Origin of the sequence: Pseudomonas frederiksbergensis (assembly GCF_900105495.1) — a bacterium.
In the GTDB taxonomy this organism is placed as follows: domain Bacteria; phylum Pseudomonadota; class Gammaproteobacteria; order Pseudomonadales; family Pseudomonadaceae; genus Aquipseudomonas; species Aquipseudomonas frederiksbergensis.
Genome location: NZ_FNTF01000002.1, coordinates 1,752,185 through 1,773,487 on the forward strand (window position 1 = coordinate 1,752,185; position 21,303 = coordinate 1,773,487).

At 60.7% G+C, this 21,303-nt stretch carries 21 protein-coding genes and 1 pseudogene; 10 read left to right on the forward strand and 12 right to left on the reverse strand.

The window, feature by feature from the left end; genetic code table 11:
* Positions 1 to 24 precede the first annotated feature (24 nt).
* The gene (locus tag BLW70_RS08405) at positions 25 to 1,374 is read right to left on the reverse strand and encodes an MATE family efflux transporter (protein ID WP_074873463.1); all 1,350 of its coding nucleotides are present in this window, start codon (positions 1,372 to 1,374) and stop codon (positions 25 to 27) included.
* A gap of 160 nt (positions 1,375 to 1,534) precedes the next feature.
* Entirely contained in the window at positions 1,535 to 1,828 is a 294-nt protein-coding gene (locus tag BLW70_RS08410) for a hypothetical protein (protein ID WP_074880469.1), read from the reverse strand.
* A gap of 162 nt (positions 1,829 to 1,990) precedes the next feature.
* Between BLW70_RS08410 and BLW70_RS08415 the strand changes: the two genes are divergently transcribed.
* From BLW70_RS08415 to BLW70_RS08435, 5 genes are all read left to right on the forward strand, one after another.
* Entirely contained in the window at positions 1,991 to 2,293 is a 303-nt protein-coding gene (locus tag BLW70_RS08415) for a MazG-like family protein (RefSeq protein WP_008011269.1), read from the forward strand.
* Complete coding sequence (locus BLW70_RS08420) at positions 2,293 to 3,042, forward strand: methyltransferase domain-containing protein (RefSeq protein ID WP_074873464.1); 750 nt, start codon at positions 2,293 to 2,295, stop codon at positions 3,040 to 3,042. Before BLW70_RS08415 ends, BLW70_RS08420 begins: the two co-directional genes overlap by 1 nt.
* Positions 3,043 to 3,054: 12 nt before the next feature.
* Positions 3,055 to 3,669, forward strand: coding sequence for a DUF4136 domain-containing protein (locus tag BLW70_RS08425; RefSeq protein WP_074873466.1), 615 nt, complete (start codon positions 3,055 to 3,057; stop codon positions 3,667 to 3,669).
* Between the two features lie 51 nt (positions 3,670 to 3,720).
* A complete protein-coding gene (locus BLW70_RS08430) occupies positions 3,721 to 4,278 on the forward strand; it encodes a DUF4136 domain-containing protein (RefSeq protein WP_074873467.1) in 558 nt (185 codons plus the stop codon).
* A 116-nt stretch (positions 4,279 to 4,394) separates the two neighbouring features.
* Positions 4,395 to 6,377: a pilus assembly protein TadG-related protein gene (locus BLW70_RS08435; protein ID WP_074873469.1), complete on the forward strand. Its 1,983-nt coding sequence runs from the start codon at positions 4,395 to 4,397 to the stop codon at positions 6,375 to 6,377.
* Here BLW70_RS08435 and BLW70_RS08440 read toward each other — a convergent pair.
* Both BLW70_RS08440 and BLW70_RS08445 read right to left on the reverse strand, forming a co-directional pair.
* On the reverse strand, positions 6,347 to 9,100 hold the full coding sequence (locus BLW70_RS08440) for a PAS domain-containing sensor histidine kinase (RefSeq protein WP_074873471.1): 2,754 nt from the start codon (positions 9,098 to 9,100) through the stop codon (positions 6,347 to 6,349). The two genes, BLW70_RS08435 and BLW70_RS08440, sit on opposite strands and share 31 nt — an antisense overlap.
* The gene (locus tag BLW70_RS08445; protein WP_074873473.1) at positions 9,097 to 9,537 is read right to left on the reverse strand and encodes a TadE/TadG family type IV pilus assembly protein; all 441 of its coding nucleotides are present in this window, start codon (positions 9,535 to 9,537) and stop codon (positions 9,097 to 9,099) included. Before BLW70_RS08445 ends, BLW70_RS08440 begins: the two co-directional genes overlap by 4 nt.
* Positions 9,538 to 9,612: 75 nt before the next feature.
* Between BLW70_RS08445 and BLW70_RS08450 the strand changes: the two genes are divergently transcribed.
* The gene (locus BLW70_RS08450; protein ID WP_074873476.1) at positions 9,613 to 10,083 is read left to right on the forward strand and encodes a prepilin peptidase; all 471 of its coding nucleotides are present in this window, start codon (positions 9,613 to 9,615) and stop codon (positions 10,081 to 10,083) included.
* Between the two features lie 112 nt (positions 10,084 to 10,195).
* Complete coding sequence (locus tag BLW70_RS08455; RefSeq protein ID WP_074873478.1) at positions 10,196 to 10,975, forward strand: response regulator transcription factor; 780 nt, start codon at positions 10,196 to 10,198, stop codon at positions 10,973 to 10,975.
* 98 nt (positions 10,976 to 11,073) lie between these two features.
* Here the strand turns inward: BLW70_RS08455 and BLW70_RS08460 are convergent, their stop codons facing one another.
* The 5 genes from BLW70_RS08460 to cpaB form a co-directional block, all read right to left on the reverse strand.
* Positions 11,074 to 11,964: a type II secretion system F family protein gene (locus BLW70_RS08460; RefSeq protein WP_074873480.1), complete on the reverse strand. Its 891-nt coding sequence runs from the start codon at positions 11,962 to 11,964 to the stop codon at positions 11,074 to 11,076.
* The gene (locus BLW70_RS08465; RefSeq protein WP_074873482.1) at positions 11,961 to 12,845 is read right to left on the reverse strand and encodes a type II secretion system F family protein; all 885 of its coding nucleotides are present in this window, start codon (positions 12,843 to 12,845) and stop codon (positions 11,961 to 11,963) included. The genes BLW70_RS08460 and BLW70_RS08465 overlap by 4 nt, the downstream gene beginning before the upstream one ends.
* 10 nt (positions 12,846 to 12,855) lie before the next feature.
* Positions 12,856 to 14,136, reverse strand: coding sequence for a TadA family conjugal transfer-associated ATPase (locus BLW70_RS08470; RefSeq protein ID WP_074873484.1), 1,281 nt, complete (start codon positions 14,134 to 14,136; stop codon positions 12,856 to 12,858).
* The gene (locus BLW70_RS08475; RefSeq protein WP_074873486.1) at positions 14,133 to 15,329 is read right to left on the reverse strand and encodes a CpaE/TadZ family protein; all 1,197 of its coding nucleotides are present in this window, start codon (positions 15,327 to 15,329) and stop codon (positions 14,133 to 14,135) included. Before BLW70_RS08475 ends, BLW70_RS08470 begins: the two co-directional genes overlap by 4 nt.
* Positions 15,330 to 15,458: 129 nt before the next feature.
* Entirely contained in the window at positions 15,459 to 16,406 is a 948-nt protein-coding gene (cpaB, locus tag BLW70_RS08480) for a Flp pilus assembly protein CpaB (protein ID WP_074873488.1), read from the reverse strand.
* Positions 16,407 to 16,729: 323 nt separating this feature from the next.
* Here cpaB and BLW70_RS08485 point away from each other — a divergent pair, with 323 nt between their 5' ends.
* Both BLW70_RS08485 and BLW70_RS08490 read left to right on the forward strand, forming a co-directional pair.
* On the forward strand, positions 16,730 to 16,927 hold the full coding sequence (locus tag BLW70_RS08485; protein WP_074873490.1) for a Flp family type IVb pilin: 198 nt from the start codon (positions 16,730 to 16,732) through the stop codon (positions 16,925 to 16,927).
* A gap of 84 nt (positions 16,928 to 17,011) precedes the next feature.
* Positions 17,012 to 17,425 (forward strand): response regulator, encoded by a 414-nt coding sequence (locus BLW70_RS08490; protein ID WP_074873492.1) that lies wholly within the window; start codon positions 17,012 to 17,014, stop codon positions 17,423 to 17,425.
* An 87-nt stretch (positions 17,426 to 17,512) separates the two neighbouring features.
* Here BLW70_RS08490 and BLW70_RS08495 read toward each other — a convergent pair whose 3' ends face one another.
* Both BLW70_RS08495 and BLW70_RS08500 read right to left on the reverse strand, forming a co-directional pair.
* On the reverse strand, positions 17,513 to 18,367 hold the full coding sequence (locus tag BLW70_RS08495) for a MaoC family dehydratase (RefSeq protein WP_074873494.1): 855 nt from the start codon (positions 18,365 to 18,367) through the stop codon (positions 17,513 to 17,515).
* Positions 18,368 to 18,369: 2 nt separating this feature from the next.
* Positions 18,370 to 19,722 (reverse strand): 3-oxoacyl-ACP reductase, encoded by a 1,353-nt coding sequence (locus tag BLW70_RS08500; RefSeq protein ID WP_074873496.1) that lies wholly within the window; start codon positions 19,720 to 19,722, stop codon positions 18,370 to 18,372.
* Between the two features lie 157 nt (positions 19,723 to 19,879).
* Here BLW70_RS08500 and BLW70_RS08505 point away from each other — a divergent pair, with 157 nt between their 5' ends.
* The gene (locus tag BLW70_RS08505) at positions 19,880 to 21,157 is read left to right on the forward strand and encodes an acetyl-CoA C-acetyltransferase (RefSeq protein WP_074873498.1); all 1,278 of its coding nucleotides are present in this window, start codon (positions 19,880 to 19,882) and stop codon (positions 21,155 to 21,157) included.
* Here BLW70_RS08505 and BLW70_RS30120 read toward each other — a convergent pair.
* Positions 21,144 to 21,290: pseudogene (locus BLW70_RS30120) on the reverse strand (bile acid:sodium symporter); the annotation flags it as partial. The gene BLW70_RS08505 and the pseudogene BLW70_RS30120 sit on opposite strands and share 14 nt — an antisense overlap.
* Positions 21,291 to 21,303 lie beyond the last annotated feature (13 nt).

The window sequence follows — 21,303 nt, forward strand, 5'->3', positions numbered from 1 at the left end:
TTCCCGCACACCAGCCATGCCGAGTCAGTGAGCTTTGCCTGCGAACCAGCCGTCGTTTTTGTGCAGGTACCAGGCAAACGCGCCGAGGGTCAGGCTGCGCAGCACCATGAACAGCAGAAAGGTTATCCACAGTCCATGGTTGCCCAAACCTTGCAGCGCCCAGGCAAACGGCAGCAGCAGAATTACCGTCAGCAACATGCCGTTGCGCATTTCCCGGGCACGGGTGGCGCCGATAAACAATCCGTCGAGCAGGTAACTCTCGACCGCAATCAGCGGCAGCGCGGCAAGGTAGGGCAAGTAAATGAATGCCGTGTCGCGCACGCTCTGAATGTCGGTCTGCATCTCGATAAACAAATGCCCGGCGAACAGGAACAGCACGGCAAAACCCAGGCTCGCCAGCAATGACCAACCGCAGGCCACCACCAAGGAACGGCGCAGGGCTTCTCGATCGCGAGCACCAATGGCATGCCCGCAAAGGGCTTCCACCGCGTGGGCCAGGCCGTCCAGCGCATGGGCGGTCAGCAGCAAACCGTTGAGCAGCAGAGCGTTGGCGGCGACGGTGGCATCACCCAGTCGCGCGCCTTGCACGGTGATCAGGAAAAACACCGATTGCAGCGCCAGGCTGCGGATGAAAATGTCGCGGTTGACCGCCAATAGCGGCCGCCAGCTCCGCCACAGCGCCAGTGCTGCCCAGACGATGTGGCCGGGATAGGCGCGCAAGGCGTTGCGCGTCATCAGCAGGCCGATCAGCGCGCCAGTCCATTCGGCGATTACCGACGCACGGGCCGCACCGACCACGCCCCACTCCAGCCCGAGAACGAACCACAGGTTCAGCGCGATATTCACCAGGTTGGTGCTCAGCAAAATGGCCAGCGGCGCTCGGGCGTTCTGCGTGCCGAGGAACCAGCCGACCAGCGCATAACTGGCCAGCGCCGCCGGCAGACCGAACAGGCGCGTGTGGAAAAACTCGCGGGTCAACTGATCCAGCTCCGCCGACGGCTGCATGAAATGCAGCGCGACCCCGCTCAACGGCACGCCGAGTGTCCCCAGCACTATGGCCAGACCCATTGCCAGCAACAGACCCTGCAGCAAGATCTGCCGCAAAGCCGCGCCGTCCTCCCGCCCGGCGGCCTGTGCGGCGAACCCGGTGGTGCCCATGCGCAGAAAGCCCATGGCCCAGGCGAGAAAGGTATACAGGCTGGCCCCGACCGCGACCGCGCCCAACTGATGGGCGTGGGGCAAGTGACCGACGACAGCGCTGTCGACCAGCGCCACCAGCGGTACGGAAATATTCGAGAGAATCATCGGCGCGGCGAGCGCCCAGACTCGACGATGGGTAGGGCGGTCGCGCCAGTCGGCGATCAGGTTGGACATGCAGGCTCCTTGGGGGAGCGGCATTGTAGCGACAGTTTGTGGTGATCGTTCCCATGCTCTGCGTGGGAATGACTCCTGTGACGCTCTGCGTCACGCAGTCAGGGACGCTCTGCGTCCCGCGCTGCATTCCCACGCAGAGCGTGGGAACGATCAATCGGGATCAATGGATTATCCAGCTCAGCAACCAAAGCCCCAGCAGCAACCAGATAATCCCCATGATGATCGACGCATTCATGAACGCCCGAATGGCCGACCACAACAGCATCAACCCCACGATCAGCGCAATGATGCTGATGATCGACGCATCCATGCCCAGTGCACTGGACAGCCCTTCGACAAAGTTGCTGCCGGCGTTGCTCAACAGGTTGAACAAGCCACTGAGGCCATCGACGATGAAACGGATAACCGAACCGAGAGCCTGGCCGAGCCATTCGAAAAAACTTTCTACCTGCATGTTGTGAGCGTCCTTGATGAAAGTGGTGGCGTGGTTGCCGGACTTGAGCCTTGGGCTGTCGAGCCGGGTGCCGAGTTCCCTCCAAGCATAGTGTTTTTGCAACGCTTGCCGCTTGCCTTCATTCCTTATCCCCCCGAAGCTATACGCCTTCAGGAGAGCCCGATGAACCTTGTTGAACTGACCGAACGCCTGCACGCCATCCGTGACCGCAATGACTGGCGGCAATTTCACAGCCCGAAAAACCTGGCCATGGCCGCGAGCGTGGAAATGTCCGAGCTTGTGGAAATTTTCCAGTGGCTGACCGAAGACCAGTCGCGCCAGTTACCGGCGGACAAGCTCGCCCATGCCGGGCAGGAAATCGGTGACATCGTGCTCTATCTGCTGCTGTTGTGCAGCGAGTTGGGATTGGATATGAATGAAGTGGTGCGCAGCAAACTCGCGGACAGCGAACGGAGGTTCAGCTGATGAGCGACCGTCATTTCGATCAACTGGCGACCCGTTTCGCCGAAAAAATCTACGGCGGTGCCAAAGGCGCGATCCGTCTGGCGGTGCTTCAGGCCGACCTGGCCGAAGTCTTGCCGGACCGTCCTTTGCGCGTACTGGATATCGGTGCCGGCCTGGGCCACATGTCATTGTGGCTGGCCCAGCGCGGTCATGAAGTCACGCTGGCCGAACCCGCCGAGCCGATGCTCGAAGGCGCCCGCCAACGCTTTGCCGATGCAGGGCAAACAGCGACGTTCATCCAGGCGCCGTGGCAGGATCTGCTCGGCCAACTCACCGAACCCTACGACCTGGTGCTGTGCCACGCCGTGCTGGAATGGCTGGCCGAACCCCATGCGATCCTGCCGGTGCTGCATCAATTGACCAAACCAGATGGCTGGTTATCCCTGGCCTTCTACAACCGCGATGCGTTGATCTATCGCAACCTGCTCAAAGGCCACTTCCGCAAGATGCGCAAGAACGACATGGCCGGCGAAAAGCAAAGCCTGACCCCGCAGCAGCCGCTTGATCCGCGTGAACTGGCGGCGCAACTTGAAGACCTGTGGCAGGTCGAAAGCCAGAGCGGGGTGCGGGTTTTTCACGATTACATGCCGGTGGAATTCCAGGCTCGGGTCGAACTGGCGGACTTGCTGGAAATGGAACTGGCCCACCGTCGTCACCCAAGCTTTGCCGGGCTTGGGCGCTACTTGCACTGGATCTGTCGGCCGGTCTGATCGGAGCGCGAAATGAACAGTCGTTCGGGGTTATTGGTGGTCTGTCTCGGCTTGGCGGCCTGTCAGGGCAGCAACCCTTATGTGGCGTCATCCAACCCCTTGCCACCCGCGCCGCCTCAGGCGGCCAACACCTTCGACCGCAGCGCCTACCCGGCACCGCCGCGTGACTACGGGCGTTACCGCAGCTGGGCCTGGCTCAACGGGCAGTTGCCGCCGGGCACCGCCTGGGCGGATTCGGCGCAGGTCGCCGAAGCCGTCAGCAATGCGCTCGATCAACGTGGCTTGCGCCCGCTGCAGGATAACCGCCCGGCCGACCTGTTTGTCAGCGCCGAGCTGCACCTGGAAACCCGCCTGCGTCAGGTTCGCGACGACTATGGTTATTACGGTGGCGGCTATGGCGGTTACAACCGCTACGGCAGCGGTTACGGCCTATACAACACCGTGCCGATCGTGCGGACTTATCAGGAACAGGTCGTGGTGGTGCGGGTTGATCTGTTTGACGCTCAGAGCGGTCAGCCGGTATGGAGTGCCAGCGCCGAAACCAGCAATCGCGGCAGCGAGAGCGAGCGTGCCGATGCGATACGCAAGGCTGTAGAAAAGGCGATGTCGGCGTATCCTCCCAATTAGCTTTCGTAAGGAAACATTACGCAGGTTCATGTCTTCAACCGGAGAATCATCATGTTCCGCCGTCTCGCTTTACTGGCTATGGTCGTGCTGCTTAGTGCCTGCGCCGGCAGCCAGGTCAATCATGACTTCGATGCCAGCCGCGACTTTGCCGCCTATCGCAGCTGGAACTGGAAAGAACCCGCCCTGCAATATCGCCCTGACGACCCACGGATCAAGAGCGACCTGACTGAACAACGCATTCGCCAGTCGGTAGCCGATCAGTTGGATCAACGTGGCCTGCGTCCGGCTGCCGGTGGCCAAAAGGGCGATTTGAACGTGCAGACCTATCTGATCGTCGAACAGCGCCAGCAACAAGTGACCACCAACTACGGCGGCGCTTGGGGTAATCCATGGAACGGCTACTGGGGCGGGCCGATGTACACCGAAACCCGTAACGTCAGCTACAACGTGGCGATCATCCAGATCGACCTGCTCGACGGCAAGGACGGCAAACTGGTATGGCGCGGCAGTGACGAGCAGATACTTAGCCGCACACCGAACCCGTCGGATCGCAGCACTGCCATCCAGGAAACGGTCGGGCGAATTCTCGCCAACTACCCACCCAAATAAACACCACGAACCCCTGTAGGAGCTGGCATGTTGCCAGCGGTCCAGCCAAGTCTTGACTACACTGCTGTTCACCCATGGAGGTAGCCCTCGGCTGTGCACCGGCAAAGGAGTGCGCGATGTCTCCGCGTTTGCAGTTTCGCAGGCCGTCCCGGCAACGGGGGGCGATCGGTTTGATGGCGGCGCTGACATTGGGCTTGGCCCTGGTGTTCTTGCTGGTCGTGGTCGACAGCGGTCGTTTGTACCTGGAAAAGCGTGACTTGCAGCGTGTGGCGGATATGGCCGCACTTGAAGCCTCCACCCGAAATGGTGATTGCGCCGCTGGCAACACCGCCACTGTCTATGCCACCGCCAGCGCAAACCGTAACGACTTTACCCTTCCTGACCCCAGTCGCAATCTATTGGTCGATTGCGGTGCCTTGACCCTGGATGCCGATAACCTTCGAGTATTTGGTGCCGACCCGAGCAAGAGCGAAGCCATTCGGGTGATCGCCAGCCATTCGGTCCCGCAGAGTGTCGCCGGTGGTGTCGGCGCGCTGTTCGGCGGCGCTCCACGCGCAGCGACCATCAACCTGACGGCCAGCGCTGTTGCTGCCTTACCGCCACCGCAGGCTTCGCTGACCCTGCGCAGCACGATGTTGAGCGTCGACACCAGCAAATCGGCCACGCTCAACGCGTTGTTCGGTGGTTTGCTCGGGGGCAATTTGAACATCGACGCGGCGGGCTGGAACGGACTGGTGAACACCAACATCAGCCTGCTCGGCTACCTCAATCGATTGAAGGTCGACCTTAACCTCAGCGCTGCCGGGTATGACCAGGTATTGGGCAATACGATTGCCGTCAGCCAACTGATCCAGACCGCCGTCAATGTACTGGACCCCGGCGGCACATTCGGCGCGACCGCAACCATTGCAAGTCTTCAAGCGCTGAAGGCCGCGGCAGGTGCAACCACCGTCGTACTCGGCAACGTACTGCACGTCGAGGCTGGCAGCACTGTGACGGCGCTGGGGACCAACCTGAAAGTGTTTGACCTGATCGAAGCCGTCGTGCAACTGGCCAACAAGAAAAACGGTTTGGTGGCGACCGTGCCGATCAACCTCGCGGGGCTGGCGCAAATCACCGCTCGGGTGCAGATACTGGAGCCGCCACAACTCTCGGCCATCGGCAATCCGAAAAACGCCGCGCTTGCGCCGTTGGGGCCCAACCGGATCTACGTGAAAACCGCTCAGGTGCGTACCTTGCTGTCGGTCGACTTGCCTATTCTGAGTGCGATTCAACCCTTGCTCGAGGCGGCGGCTGATCTTGCCGGACCGTTGACCAATATCTTGAACGCCTTGCTGAATCTCAATCTGGTCGAAGTCATTGACTCACTGACCTGCGCGCTCGGCGCGGCCTGTGAAACACCCTCGATCGTGCCGCTTTCCGATACCGTAAGGCTCGATGTCGCCCTGGACGTTGCGAGTGCCAACAGTTACGTCACCGCCTACAGCTGCGTCAGCGCCACCAACAAATCCCTGACCACCAATACCAGCACTTCACTGGTGACCCTGAAAATCGGCAAGATCGATCCGAACACGGCGTTCGGCAGCAACACCTCGCCGCCCGTCGTGGTGGTGCAACCGTTGAAGGTGATCGATATCGGGGTGAAAACCTGTCGCCGGTTCCTGATCCTTCCTGTCAGTTGCGACCCGCGGATTCCAGGCGTCGGCGGCGGTATCGACATCATGGCCGACACCACCGTGGCACAGAGCGCCAACATGCCGCACGTCTATTCCGCACCGCCGGCCACCAGCCTGCCGGAGATGAGCCAGCCACCGTTCTACTATTCCTATTCCACTAGCAATATCGTCAGCAGCCTTACCGACACGCTGACCAATATAACGGTCAACATGCACGGGCCGACGGGCAGTCTGGTCGGTGGTCTGGGGGCGATCCTCAGCACTGTCACGACATTGCTGGTCAACGTGATCAACAGCGTGCTCAGCCCGTTACTCGACACCTTGATCAACACACTGCTGCTCAGTCTGGGGATCGATCTGAACAAGGTCGAAGTCGGCGCCAACCTCAGCTGTCACTCAGGACGAGCGACGCTGGTGATCTGATCGTCGGCAATAATCGGCAGCTCGATACAAAACCGGGCGCCCTCGACCGAGTTTCTGACGCTCAGTTTTCCGCCCATGTTCTCGACGATGCCGTAACTCACCGACAACCCGAGCCCGGTGCCGACACCGACGGGTTTGGTGGTGAAGAATGGCTCGAAAATCCGTTCCAGCAACCGCGGATCGATACCGCCGCCGTTGTCCTCGACCCACAGCCGCACCGAATACGCATCACGTTCGGCGTACACCGAAATCCAAGGTTTGAACTCGCGGTCGGCCTCGCGTTTGCCGAGCAACGCATCCCGAGCGTTGACCATCAGATTGATCAACACCTGTTCGAGCTGATCGACGTAACCGCGCACTTGCACTTCAAACCCGATCTCGTTGACCCGCAGATTGACCCCTTTGCCACGCATCCCTTCGGCCAGCAGCGACAGCGTGCCTTCAATGGCTTGCGCCGGATTGAACGGCTGCTGCTCGATCTCCGAACGGCGGCCAAACACCCGCATGTGATCCACCACCCGCGCGGCGCGCTGGACCTGGGCATCGATGCGGTTGAGCTTGTCGGTCAGGTAGTCGATCTGCGCATCGCCATTGCTCAGACGCTTGAGCACGTTGACGATGGCCATGCGCATCACATTCAACGGCTGATTGATTTCATGGGCCAAGCCTGTGGCCATTTCACCGAGGGTGGCCATTTTTGCGCTTTGGGTGAGTTGCTGCTGGGCGCGGCGGACCTCGGTGTTGTCGCGCCCCACGGCCTGAATCTCCAGCAAATGGCCGTGCTCATCGAACACCCCGCGATCCGACCACACCCACCAGGCATGTTCCCGTCCCGGCAGTTGCAGGTTGATTTCCGCGGTGCTGACCGGGAATTCCGGGCTGAGTCGGCTGAGCCGCTGGAGAAACGCTTCGCGCTGTTCCTGCGACATCCAGCTGCCCAGGTTCACTCCGGGCAGTTGCTCGGGCTGGCACTCCAGGTAAGTCGCCAGCGGGCGGTTGCCGAAGCTCAGGGTCAGGTCCGGGCGGTAGCGGCAGATCATCGCCGGAGAGTCTTCCACCAGGATCCGGTAGCGTTCTTCACTCTGTTTCACCTGTTCGGCGGCCAGGGTTGCTTCGGTGACGTCCAGCCACAGGCCGACGGCTTCCACCGGCAAGCCAAGATCGTCGCGCAAGAGCTTGGCTTCATCGAGTAGCCAATGGTATTCGCCGCGACTGTCGCGCAGCCGATAGCGGGCGCGCACCGAACCTTCACGCAGCAAATGTCGGGTACGTTCGAAATACCGATCGCGGTCCTCCGGGTGGACCCTTTCAACCAAGGTCCCCGTGGCGCAATCAGCCAGTGACCAGCCGAGCAACGGCAGCAGGCTGTCACTGAAAAACGTTGGTTGCAGCGCACCTTCGTCATAGCGTTGCACGTAGATCACCGCCGGTGAACTGGCGATCAGATTGTCCAGTCGGGCATGGGCCGCCGCGGCGCTTTGCTCCTGGTTCTTGATGTCGCTGATGTCGAGCATGAAACCCACTAACCGTCGGTTTTTACCGATGCCCAGGACTTGTCCTTGCAGGCGATACCAGTTCGGCGTTTGGGCCAAACGCACGCACAGCAGCAACGGGGTGCCGTCGTCTTGCAAGGCTTGCAAACGACTGCTCAACTCTTCGCGGTCGGCGGGGTGTACCCGATCCAGCCAGTCATGCAGCGGCAAGCGGTCGATCGTAAGGTTCAGGTTGCTGGCCAGCGACGGCGCCAATTGCACCTCGCGACTGTCGCTGAACACCTCCCACCATCCGGTGCCGAGCAGGGCTTGCAGCGACTCCAGCCGTTCCAGTTGCAGTTGGTGCCGGTGCTCGCGCAAGCGCTCAAGCAACGGGCCTGCCAGCGCGGCGGTCAGTTGTAACCAGTCGCGGTCATTCAAGTCAGGTGCCTGTTGCTGCACTGGATAAAGGCCACACAGCAACCAGGCGACCACCCCCTGGGCATCGTGATAGGGCACCGCGAACCCTTCGGCATTGCCGAAGATGCTTTGCAAACGGGGATGTTCGGCGGGCGTCAGGCGTTGCGGCACAGAGCCGTTCAGGCTGTCGAGCCCGGTGCCCAGGCGCTGAGCGTTTTGCCACAGCTGGGGCGCGTCGAAGGCCGTGTAATGCTGGTGTATCTGCCAGCCTTCTTCCTGTTCATCGAGTAATGCCACTGCAATGCAGGGCATGTGGAAACGCTGGGCCAGGCCTTGCAGCTGTTCCACCAACACCTCGGGCAGGCGCGTCAGGTTGCAGCGGCGCAACTGTTCGCCGATCTGCGCTGCGAGTAATTGGCATTGCTCGCGGCTGCGTGATTGCTGGCGATCGAGCAACAAGTCGCCGATGTCCAGCAACTGCAACAGCCAGGTATCGGCCAATGGCTGGACCCAGCCACGCAAGTGCAGGGGTTGGCCGTTAAGGCTGTAGAAGTCCAGGTCCAGACTCTGTCCCAGCCAGTCGGCGGGCGAGCCTTCAACGGTGAGGCCGCTGTGAGGCATGAGGAAATCGAGCAGGTGCGGTGCTTGCGCCGTGGGTGTCTGTTGGGCCAGCACATGCCGCAGCGGGCCGGTCAGGTGAATCACTCGACCTTCGGCATCGAGGTGCATCTGCAAACCGACACTTTGCATGCTCTGGGGAGCTGGCATGTCCACTGGCGCAGGCGGATGGCGGTTGAGCAGGCGCCCGAAGAGTTTGTCTGCGGAACTCAAAATTGCAGGCTCGATCGGGCGGAAAGGTTTGCCGGCAGATTGGGCACTTGGCCAATTCCCGGCACGTTCAGAAACGGGATGACCTGCTGCAATTTGCTGGTGGGGTAGTTGATGCTGACTGTCAACACCCCGCCCACGTAGGTGGCGCTGGCGTCGGTGGTGACATTGAAATTCAGTGCGGCAGGAATCCAGGCCAATTGTCGGCTCAGTTCAGTGGTAGCAACGGTTTTTACCGCGGTGTCGTAGCCGGGGGTGCTCGGATCCAGCGCCACGCTTCGGCGCACCGCTTCGGCGGTCGACTGGGTGAACGATTGCATCAGCAACAGCGGCAAGCTGTAAGTGACGATTCCATAGAACACGGCGAAAAAGATGAGAAATACCAACGCGAATTCAATCGCTACAGCGCCTTTTTGCTTACGGGGGAGGCCTGTTTTCATGACTGCGTCTACCCTGATATTCATCACGTGATATCAGCATAGAATCATTCAGCCAAAACGGACGTTTTTTACCGGATGCAGAGCTTTGTATTACTGATCTGGCTGACGCTTTGCGCAGCACAGGATGCTCGAGAACGGCACATCGCCAATGGCCTGACCCTTGGCGCAGCGGTGTTGGCGCTGGCGTATCTGCTATGGACGGGCACTACCTGGCTGGGGGCCGAGGCGGTGCAGGGCGGCTGGGCTTTTTTGCTGGCGCTGGCCTTTACCTTGCCCGGTTATGCGCTGAGACGCCTGGGCGCAGGCGATGTGAAACTGATGACCGGCCTGGGGCTGGCGACTGACGGCATGCACCTGCTCGGCGTGTTCATCGGTGCCGGATTGGCCAGTGTCTTGTGGCTGCTGCTGGCGCCAAGAGTCTGGCTTCATATGGGCCAAGGGCTTAGAAATCATCTTCGATACCTGGAGCCTGGAATGTCAAAGAAACAACCCTTCGCACCCTTCGTGCTGGTGGGCCTGTTGCTCACACTCGCCTGGTTTCACTAGGGCCCGCTGTATGTACAGAGTCGGAAAGTACGTCTACTTTCAATTCAGCAGTTGTACTGTCTGTGGCTGTTTGTAGAGGAACGGTCAACCTTGACCTTGCAGGGAGTCGCATGTGATCAAACTTCCTTCGGCAGTAAAAATCCTTGTGGTCGATGACCAGCCGTTGATTGCCGCAGAGCTCTGTGAGCTTCTTGAAGGCAGCGGTTACCGTTGCGTTTGCAGCGAGACGGGCAGTCAGGCCGTCGAGCGTTTCAATGAAGACGAAGCCATTGGCCTGGTGCTTTGCGATTTGCACATGCCCGGTCTGGACGGGATTCAACTGGTTCAGGAGCTGCAACGGTTATCCGGCAAGCACCGGGTATTTGAAGCAATCATGCTCACTGGGCGTGCGGACAAGCAGGATGTGATCAAGGCTTTGCGGGCCGGGTTTGCCGATTACTACCAGAAGCCGGTCAATCCGGCTGAGTTGCTTGAAGGGATTGCCCGTCAGGCAGTGGTGTTGCAGGAACGGCAGAAGAGCCTGCAGCTCAAGCATCTGGATCAGAAGCTTCAATACCTTGCCGAGTCGATCGATGATCTGTATCAGGATCTGGATAAGGTCCGTCGTGGGCCGCGGTTATCGGTTTCCACCGATGAGGCTGGCATTGCTGTGGATCGGGTAGAGATTCCGGCGGTTTTCAGTCACCTGTCGCCAAGGCAGTTGGAGGTGGCGCGGTTGGTGGGGAAGGGGCAGACCAATTATCAGATTGCCTGCGAGCTGGGCATTACCGAGAACACGGTGAAGCTGTATGTGTCGCAGGTTTTGCGGTTGACGCATATGCATAACCGGACGCAGTTGGCGCTGGCTTTGTCGCCCGGTCATGGATTGCGTCAGGGGATGACAGCGCATTAGGTCGTTGTCTTTTTTACGAGTGCCCACACCGTTGCTCGCGCAACCGCCTGACAACAGCCGACACAAGCCGGCCAGTCATTGCTTTCATTACGATCCCTCTAAGAACCAAAGGCACGGGACAGGGCGGTGAAGCCCGGGCCGGCCAGTACGATCAATAGCGCCGGGAAGAGAAACAGCATCATCACGATGGACATTTTGGCGGACAGCTTGGAGATGTATTCCTGCAGGCGCGTCAGGCGCCGGTCGTCGAGCAATTGCTTGAGGGTCAGCAGGGATTTCATCGCACCGCCCCCCTGATGGATCAACTGCTCAAGGATGACGCAGGTGTCGGTGAACTCGTCGACGGCCAGCAGTTGGGTGACTTTGTGCAGTTCTTCGCCCAGTTCCAGGCCGGAATCGACCCGGGCCAATACCAAGCGCAATTCATGGGTCAGGGCCGGTAATAATTGTTTGCCTTCATTGCTCAACACTCGCAGCGACTGCTCCACCGCCATGCCCGATTCGAACAGGATGCGCAGCAGCGGAATGAAGGTGGAAATCTCCAGCGCCAGTTGTTTTTGCCGACGCTGCGCGGCAGCGGCCAGCAACCGTTTGGGCAATAAATAGCCGATGCAGGTGGCGAGTACCGGGGCCATCCATTGATTGTCTGCGTGAGGGAAGAACACGCCCTGGATCAGCAAGGCCAGGGCCAGCGCCAGCACCGGAGCGCCTACCTGGAACGCCGCAAACAGTGAACGTCGCCGGGCGCTGCGCCAGCCCAGACGGTTAAGCAAGGCCTGGGTTTCGTTATCCAGGTTGACCGAACGCTGACCGATCCGGCTGCTGCCCAGCAGCTCAAGCCACTGATTTACCCGGTTGTCGCTCGCCAGTTTGCCGTCGAGTCGTTGTGCCACCTGGCGAGCCCGTCGACGGTGTTCCAGCAAACCGCTGAGCAGCAACAGGGTGGCCCCCAGCAACAGCAACGCGCAGATCAGCAAAGGCACTTTCATACGCTGCGCAACATATGCCAGAGCGCCAGGCTGCCGATCACCTGCAAGCCGAACGCGGACGCGAGCATGATTTGCCCCGAGCCGTCGTGCCACATGGCAAGCAAGTATTGAGGGTTGGTCGCGAGGAAATAACCCGCCAGGCCAATCGGCAAACAGCCCAGGACCCACGCGGTCACCCGGGTTTCACCGGTCATGGCCCTGAGCTGGCGCGCAGCCTGCTCGCGCTCGCGGATCATCTTGATCAGGTTTTCCAGCAATTCGCTGGCATTGCCGCCATAGCGGTGATTGACCTTCAACCCCAGCGCGAACAGGCGAAGTTCGTCTTTCTCATACAGCTCGGCAAAGTCCGCCGCGGCATCCGGCAGGCTGACCCCCAACACCACGTTGCGCTGAATCCGCCCCATGGCGTTTTTCAGCGGGTCTTCAGCGGTGTCGATGGCGCCCAGCACCGCATCGGCCAGGGTGCGCCCGGACTTCAGACTGCGCACGGTGTGATCGAGCATTTGTGGCAGTTGTTCGATCATGCGCTGGAGTCGGCGCTGATAACGCCAATTGACGTACAGACGCAGCATCAGCGGCGGCAGCAGTAACAGAACCAGCAAGCCGACCCAGCCACCGGTAGCAAATCCGAGCAAGATGCCAAAGGCCCAGAGCAGCAGCCACCCGCCCAGACGCTCGGAAGGACGCCTGAGGCCGGCCCGCAGAAACGCCCGGTCCAGGCCCACCCAAGAGGCTTTCGTCGGCACCGGCTGCGGTTGCCCCTGGATCAGGCGTCCCAGCACCCGCTCAGTGCCGGACTGGCGCAAACCGCGATAAAACAGGCGGATCGACAGTCCGAGCAAAACCAGGCAAAGGAGGATGAGCAGCACCGGTTTGAGCATGCCATGGCCTTCAGTACACAGAGGGAGAGAGCGCCGACTCGCGGCGCAGTTTGTCGCCGGCGGGGTTGACCGCCTCACGGATGAATCCGAAGCCGGTACGCCGGTCGAACCGGAACAACGTGTTGGTGACATACACGTCATCACGCAAACCGATCACCTCCACCACTTCGCTGACGCAGCGGCGGCCGTCGGGCAGGCGCGTCAGCTGGATCACGACATCCAGTGCGGCGCAGATCATTTGCCGCAAGGTCCGTTCGGCGATGGTGCGGCCCGTCAGGCCCACCAGGGTCTCCAGGCGCAACAACGCATCCTGGGCGTTGTTGGCGTGCACGGTACTCATGGAACCGTCGTGGCCGGTGTTCATTGCGGTGAGTACATCCAGCACTTCGACGCCACGAATTTCGCCGAGGATGATTCGGTCCGGGCGCATCCGCAGGGCGTTGCGAATCAGGTCGCTGGCCTTCACTTCGCCGTGGCCTTCGGCATTCGGCGGTCGGGTTTCCAGGCGCACCACGTGAGGGTGGCCCAGTTGTAGTTCGGCGACGTCTTCGATGGTGACGATACGCTCGTGAGGGTTGATCAACTGGCTGAGAATGTTCAGCAGAGTTGTCTTGCCGGTGCCGGTGCCGCCGCTGATCAGGATGTTGCAGCGTTGGCCCACGGCCTCCTGAATGAAGTCGAAGATCGCCTGATCGATGGTTTGCATCGCCACCAGGTCTGAGCTTTTGAGCATGTCCTTGCGAAATTTGCGGATCGACAGGCAGGGACCATCGAGCGCAATCGGCGGAATGATCGCATTGACCCGACTACCGTCGGGCAGTCGTGCGTCGACCATTGGCGAGGACTCATCGAGCCGTCGGCCCAGGGGCGCGAGGATCCGTTGCATGACCCGTTCGACGTGATGCGCATCGATGAAGCGCAGGTCGCTTAGATGCAGGATGCCGTCGCGTTCAATGAACACCCGGTGCGGGCCGTTGACCAGAATCTCCGTCACCGCCGGGTCCCGCAGCAACACTTCCAAGGGGCCGAAACCGGTGAGTTCATCGACGATTTCTTCGGCCAGACGCTCCATTTCATAGCGGGAAATCGCCAGGTGCAGCCGGGCGATGTACTCGGCAACCTTGTCGATGACGAACTGTGAGAGCAACTGCCGCGAACCCTCCAGCAGGTTTTGGCCGGATTCCTCGATGGCGTCGATGATGTAGCGGTGCAGCACCAGTTTCAGACCTTCGTGGTCGGTGTTGCCGCTGGTGGTGCGTACAGGTGCACCGAAAAGTTTTTCACCGCTCATTGCGCACCCCTCAACCGGTTGAACCAGCCAGGCCTGGGCTTGGCCAGGCCCTCGGAACGCTTGGCCAACTGATCGCCGAGGGCGCGCAGGCTTTGAGTCAGGTTTTCGCGGGGGGCCAGTTCAAACAGCGTCACCCCTTGGTTCTTGGCGTTGAGTCGTACTTCCGGGCTGTAGACGAGGGTCGCGATGATCTCCATGCCGAAGCTTTTGCTCAAGGTGTCGGCGTCCGGTGCGACGTTGCGCAGGTAGCGGTCCACCAGCAGTCTGGCGTGATCGAGCTTCATGCCTTTTTCACGCCACAGGCCGAGTACTGCCAGGTTGCGACGGCAGTCGAGGACGTTCTGATCGGTGTACCACAGCAACTTGTCGCAATGGGTGACGAAGGTGCGTAGCGCTTCGCTGTCCGGCTGGCCAGTCAGGTTCACCACGATGTGCTGGAAGTGTTGGCGCAGGGCGCTGAGCAGCATGTACAACTCGGCGGTGCTGGTGTGTTCCAGCGGCATATCGTGGCTGGCGTAGGCGAGAATCCGCAACCCGGCGGCGCAGGTGGTGAACGCGCTGTCGATCAGCGTCGCGTCGAGGCGCCGCAAGTGCCGGAGTGCATCGCCGAAGTGGAACGAACTCTCCAGCCCGAGCAAGGCCAGGCTGTCACCGCGTGGCAGGCCCAGGTCCAGCAACAGCGTTTGCTGCCCGCTCTTTTGCACCACTTGCGCCAGGTGCGTGGCGAGCAGCGCGCCGTCGGCGTTGATCTGCACACCGTAGAGCACCGTCAGGCTGCCCAGTTGGGTGTTCGGGGCCACGGGCGGCAGGCGTTTGCCCAGCCGTCGCACCAACCCCGCGACTTCACTGGAACGCGAGCCATAAGCCACGAAATCCCGCGCACCGGCGCGCATGGCATTGAGCACGAGTTGGTTGTCCATGCCATCGCCCAGCGCGACGATCGCCAGCATCGGTTTAGCTTCCAGGGCACCTTCGATCAGTGCGCTTTGGGCCACCACGTGTTCACGGTCCAGGCCGATGAACACCAGGCTGGCGAAGGTCACGTCCACCAGCGCCAGCAATTCGTCGAGGCTGCCACCACCGGCGCTGACCACTTGGCCCAACGGGGCGAGGGCGCCTTGCAGCCACTCAAGGTCGGTGCTGTTGCGCGTGATCGCGAGGAAGGTCTGGCTCAGGTTCTGGCTCTGGCTCATTGCGATAATCCGCTGCGTTTATCGAAGTTGCAGTTTTCGAAGAAGTACAAGCGATACCCGTTCGGATCTTTGTTGTGCTTGAAACAGCGGCATGGAACGACTGGGCATTTAGATGCGTCCTTGCTCGATTCAGGGAGTTTGTTGGGTAATTTCGTTGCCGCGAATAACTTCCACGCTTGGCTTGCGCGGTGCTGTGCCGCTGGGGATAGCGGCAGGTTTGGGTGGGGGCGTCATGGCCAGTTGGCTGAACTGCATCAACTCGCGGTTGGTGCTGGCAAGACTGGCCGATGAAACTCTTTCGCCGGCCCAGTAACGAGCCAGGCGTTTTTCATCGGCGCTGCGTACGGCCAGGCGCAACACGCCGGCCTGGGCCGCGAGCATCAACCGACTCAGTAATTGTTCGGGGACGGCAAGCAAGACGCTGCGGGCGTTGGCACGCAATTGTTCCTGCTTGAGTTTTTCTTCGTTACTGCGGGCCGGGCTTGCGGGTTGACCGTCGTTGGTCAACCCCATCTGTTCGCCTACGCCGAGCACCCGCAAGGCCGGCACCACCAGTTGCGCCGACGGTTGAGGGTTGTTGTTGTCCATGCGCAGAAACAGCAGCACATCGACATAGTCCCCCGGTGTCAGTTGCCCCCCGGCACTGATTACTTCATCCACGGCGACGGCGAGGGCGCGTTCATCGGGACGAATCATCCGCGCGAGTCTGCCGCCGGCTTCGAAGCTTTCATCACTGAGCCAGGTGCCGGCACTGAGGGCACGCCAGGGCGTTCGGCCAATGGCTTGATCGAGGCGGCTCAGGCTGCCGGCCGGGGCGGTACGGAGTTTTTCCAGGGTCACGTCGGCGGCGCTGATCGGTACGAACGGGGGCACATCATGCAGCAGCACCACCACGGGTTGGCGGGTGGGGTCGTCCATAGGAGCAGATGTCTGGGCGGTGGGTGCAGGCGTGACAATTCCGGGTTGCACGACAGGGTCGGGAACGGTTTGGCTGCTCAGCGTGAGACCCCAGTAACCGGCAATAATGGCGCCCACCAAAAACAAGCCGGCCAGCCCCAGAGTGATTCGACTGTTCATGACGGCTCTCCCTTTCCTGCTGCTTGAGACCTCGTCGCGCCCAACGAGACAACTTCGCAATCAGGCAGCTATGAACATGGAACTATTTCGCTATTTGACGGTAGCTCAGCTAGAGCAAAAAGCCATTACGGACCTGAAAATAACTAACGAAAGTAAGCAGCTAGGGCGAAAACAAGACTTTTCTGGCGTCAACGAAGCAACTAATACTTTAGTGATAATTCGTTCTTACAGTTGTGGGTAGGTGGAATGCCGACAATGCTGAGGATGGCAAAGGGGAATCATGTTGCGATCGTGCAACACCCGCGTCTTTCAGGAGAACTGCCATGTCCTTTTCCAAGATTGCTCAGAAGATCAAATCCGAAATCGCTTTTTACAAAGGCCTGGCTAAAGATACCGAGGGGGCTTCGGGTATTGAGTACGCCATTATTGCAGGCATGGTTGCAGTCGCTCTAACAGTGTTTGTGACGCCGATCTCCGCGGCTGTCACCGCCATGTTTACAAAGATCCAAGCCGCGCTTTGACCTGCCTGCTGCCAAGGGTCAGCTACTTGCCAATCCCGCAAAGGGCTTCTAACGTCAACGCTTAGTCCATTGCAGGTGTTGCCCATGAACGCTCCCTCACTTCCGCGCCAACAGCTTCTTCTGGTCGATGATGAGGAGGATGCGTTGCTCGAATTGGCGGAGTTGCTGGAGGGCGAGGGCTTCAATTGCTTTACCGCCACCTCGGTCAAGCTCGCGCTGAACCACCTGACACGTCACCCTGATATTGCGTTGGTGATCACGGACCTGCGGATGCCGGAGGAGAGCGGCATGTCGTTGATCAAACGGTTGCGCGAACATACGTCCCGCCAGCATTTGCCGGTGATCGTGACATCGGGGCATGCCGACATGGAGGATGTCAGCGACATGTTGCGGTTGCAGGTGCTCGACCTGTTTCGCAAGCCGATTTATCACGTGCGATTGTTGGAGACGTTGAACAATCTGTTTCCGCAGCCTCGCATGGGTTTAGTGAGTCAGTGATTGATCGTTCCCACGCTCTGCGTGGGAATGCAGCCAGGGACGCTCCGCGTCCCAAGAGCCGAACACCGGGCACAGGAACGATCAAGGTCAGGCAACCGGCCGCCAATGCCCCACCATATGCTCCAAATCCCCCGCACCCACCAACAGCAAGTCCCCGCTCGACCCCGCCGCGCTGGCCAGCAATGTCACCTCACTGGGCAACCGCACCGGTTTCCTGAACTGCACCGTAATCTCGACATTCGCCGCCGGCAGATGATCGGCAAGCGCCGCAAGCGTTCGGGCCTTGTTCCACAACCCATGGGCGATGGCCGTCGGGAAACCGAAGAGTTTGGCGCTGACGGCACTCAGGTGAATCGGGTTGTAGTCACCGGACACTTTGGCATACTGCCGCCCAATGTCCGCGGGCGCTTTCCAGCGGGCCACTTCCGGCATTTCCAGCGTCGAGGCCAACACTTCTTCGACGGGCTCGCCTGCCAGTTTGACCCCACGGCACAACATCTGGCTTTCCGCTTCCCACAACGCCCCCAACTGATCGTCGAGCGTGGTCACCAGGTCGAACGTGGCGCCTTTTTCATGGGGTTGAAGGTTTTGCACCTGAACGCTGACCCGCACACGATTCACGCCGCCCATGGGGCGAAAGACACGAATGCGGTTGCTCAGGTGAATCAACCCCAGCAACGGGAACGGAAACTCCCTGGCCGTCAACAATTGCATCTGCAAAGCGAAGCCGAGGATGTGTGGGTAGGTTGGCGGCAACAAACCGTTCTCGGCAAAACCGCAGACCTTGCGGTAGTCCGCCAGGCGCGTCGGATCGACATTGATCCAGCAGCGCAAACCCGAATCGGGCAGGGTGGTGCCGGTGATTCTGCGTCGCGTCGCAGCCCGCACGTACAGTCCCGACAGGCTGGGTTCGCAGTTGAGTGTGTGCCAATCGATGCTCATGCCTAAGCCCCCAATACACTTTGCCCGCACACTCGCAGCGCCTGCCCGGTGAACGCGCCGGTACCCGGTTGAGCCAGCCAGGCCACCGCTTCGGCGACGTCTTGCGGCAGGCCGCCCTGGCCCAGCGAACTCATGCGCCGCCCGGCCTCACGCACGGCGAACGGCAGGTGCGCGGTCATCTGGGTTTCGATGAAACCGGGGGCTACCGCATTGATGCTGATGCCGCGTTCATTCAACAAGGGCGCCCAGGCTTGGGCCAGGCCAATCAGCCCGGCCTTGCTCGTGGCGTAATTGGTTTGCCCGCGATTGCCGGCGATGCCGCTGATGGACGCCAGCAGGATCACCCGGCCATTGTCGTGCAGGGTGCCGCTGTCGAGCAGTGCCTTGGTCAGCACTTGCGGCGCGTTGAGGTTGACCGCCAACACGGCGTCCCAGAATTCCGGGGTCATGTTGGCCAGGGTTTTATCCCGGGTGATGCCCGCGTTGTGCACCACGATGTCGATGCCGTCGGGCAGTTGCTCGACCAACTGCGCGGCGGCATCGTCGGCGCAAATGTCCAGGGTGATGCTGCGCCCGCCGAGGCGTGCGGCGAGGGCTTCGAGGTCGGTCTTGGCCGGTGCTACGTCGAGCAGGATCACGTCCGCCCCGTCGCGGGCCAGGGTTTCGGCGATGGAGGCGCCGATGCCGCGTGCCGCGCCTGTGACCAGCGCCTTGCGGCCGGCCAATGGGCGAGTCCAGTCCGTCACCTGCGCGTCGCAGGCATTCAAGCGAATCACTTGCCCGGAAACGAATGCACTTTTGGGTGAGAGGAAAAACCTCAGTGGGCCTTCCAGCTGATCCTCAGCCCCTTCGCCGACATAAATCAGCTGCAAGGTGCCACCGCTACGCAATTCCTTGGCCAGTGAACGGCTGAAGCCTTCCAGCGCTCGCTGGGCACTGGCGGCGAAGGGATCGCTCAAGTTCTCCGGATCGCGCCCCAGAATCACCAGATGCGCGCTGTGATCGAGGTTTTTGATCAACGGCTGGAAGAACTCGCGCAGCTGTTTGAGTTGATCGGTCTGCACCAGGTCACTGGCGTCGAACACCACGGCTTTGAGTTTTGGGCCGTGGCCGGGAATCCACGCGGTGGCCAGCGAAGGCTCGGTGCCGTAGCTGTAAATCGCGTCAGTCAGGCGGTTGGCAAAGGTGCCGATTTTCTCCGTCAACGGGCCACCGCCGATCAACAGCGCCCCTTCGACAGGCCGCAGCCGGCCGGCTTGCCAGCGCTCCAGCCGAACCGGCGACGGCAGACCCAGGGCCCCGACCAAACGATGGCCGATGGACGAATTAGCGAAGTCGATATAACGGTCGGACATGGAACGCGCTCCAGCGGCTGGGATTCAAAGTGTGGACCATGAATGGCAATCAGTCGTTCGATCCACGAGATTAGGCCTACGCTTGGCTATTGTAGGAGCTAGCTTGGCTCCTACAGGGGGTTGGTTTTCAATTTGGAAATTTCATCAGGAGCTTTTCATGACTCAACTGCGCCGCGTTGCGATTATTGGTGGTAACCGTATCCCCTTTGCCCGGTCCAACGGGCCGTACGCCACTGCCAGTAACCAGGCGATGTTCACCGCAGCGCTGGAAGGCCTGATCGAGCGCTATAACCTGCACGGTGTGCGCATGGGCGAAGTGGCTGCGGGTGCGCTGGTCAAGTATTTGCGCGATTCCGGCCTGACCCGCGAATGCGTGCTGGGCTCGCGGTTGTCGCCGATGACGCCGGCCTACGACATCCAGCAAGCCTGCGGCACGGGGCTGGAGGCGACATTGCTGGTGGCGAACAAAATCGCAGTGGGTCAGATCGAATGCGGCATTGCCGGTGGCGTCGACACAGCTTCGGACGTGCCGATCGGTGTAAACGAAAGCTTGCGCAAGATCCTCCTGCAGGCCAATCGCGCCCGCAGCACCGCCGACAAACTGAAAACCTTCCTGCAACTGCGTCCTCGTCATTTGATGCCCTACTTTCCAAGCATCGGCGAGCCGCGCACCGGCCGGACGATGGGCGAACACTGTGAAATGATGGCCCAGACCTGGAGCATCCCGCGTGACGAACAGGATCAGCTGACCCAGGAAAGTCATCAGAAACTGGCCGCGTCCTACGCCGAAGGCTGGCACAACGATTTGATCACACCGTTCCTCGGCCTGACCCGGGACAACAACCTGCGCCCGGATCTGACCCTGGAAAAACTCGCCTCACTGAAACCGGCCTTCGAGAAAAGCGCCAAGGGCACCCTGACTGCGGGCAATTCGACGCCGCTCACCGATGGTGCATCGGTGGTGTTGCTGGGCAGTGAGGAATGGGCGAAAGAGCGCGGCTTGCCGATCCTTGCCTATTGGCGTGACGGCGAGACGGCGGCGGTGGATTTTGTCAACGGAGCGGAAGGATTGTTGATGGCGCCGGTGTACGCGGTGCCGCGTTTGCTGGCGCGCAACGGCCTGACCTTGCAGGACTTCGATTACTACGAAATCCACGAAGCCTTCGCCGCGCAGGTGCTCTGCACATTGAAGGCCTGGGAAGATCCGGAGTATTGCAAAACCCGCCTCGGTCTCGATGCGCCACTGGGCTCCATCGACCGCAGCCGTCTCAACGTCAAAGGCAGTTCACTGGCGGCGGGGCATCCCTTTGCCGCCACCGGGGCGCGCATCGTTGCCAACCTCGCGAAATTGCTGGATGCGGCGGGCAAGGGCCGAGGGTTGATCTCGATTTGCGCCGCCGGTGGTCAGGGCGTGACGGCGATTATCGAGCGCTGAGGGTTGGGGCGTTTTGCTGTTGCGCCAGTTGCCGATTGCGGTTGGCGTAACCCTCGGCCATCACCGAGCAGACGATCAGCTGCAGCGGGTGGTAGATCATGATCGGCAGCAGGATCAGCCCAAGCCCCGGGTTTATGATCGTTCCC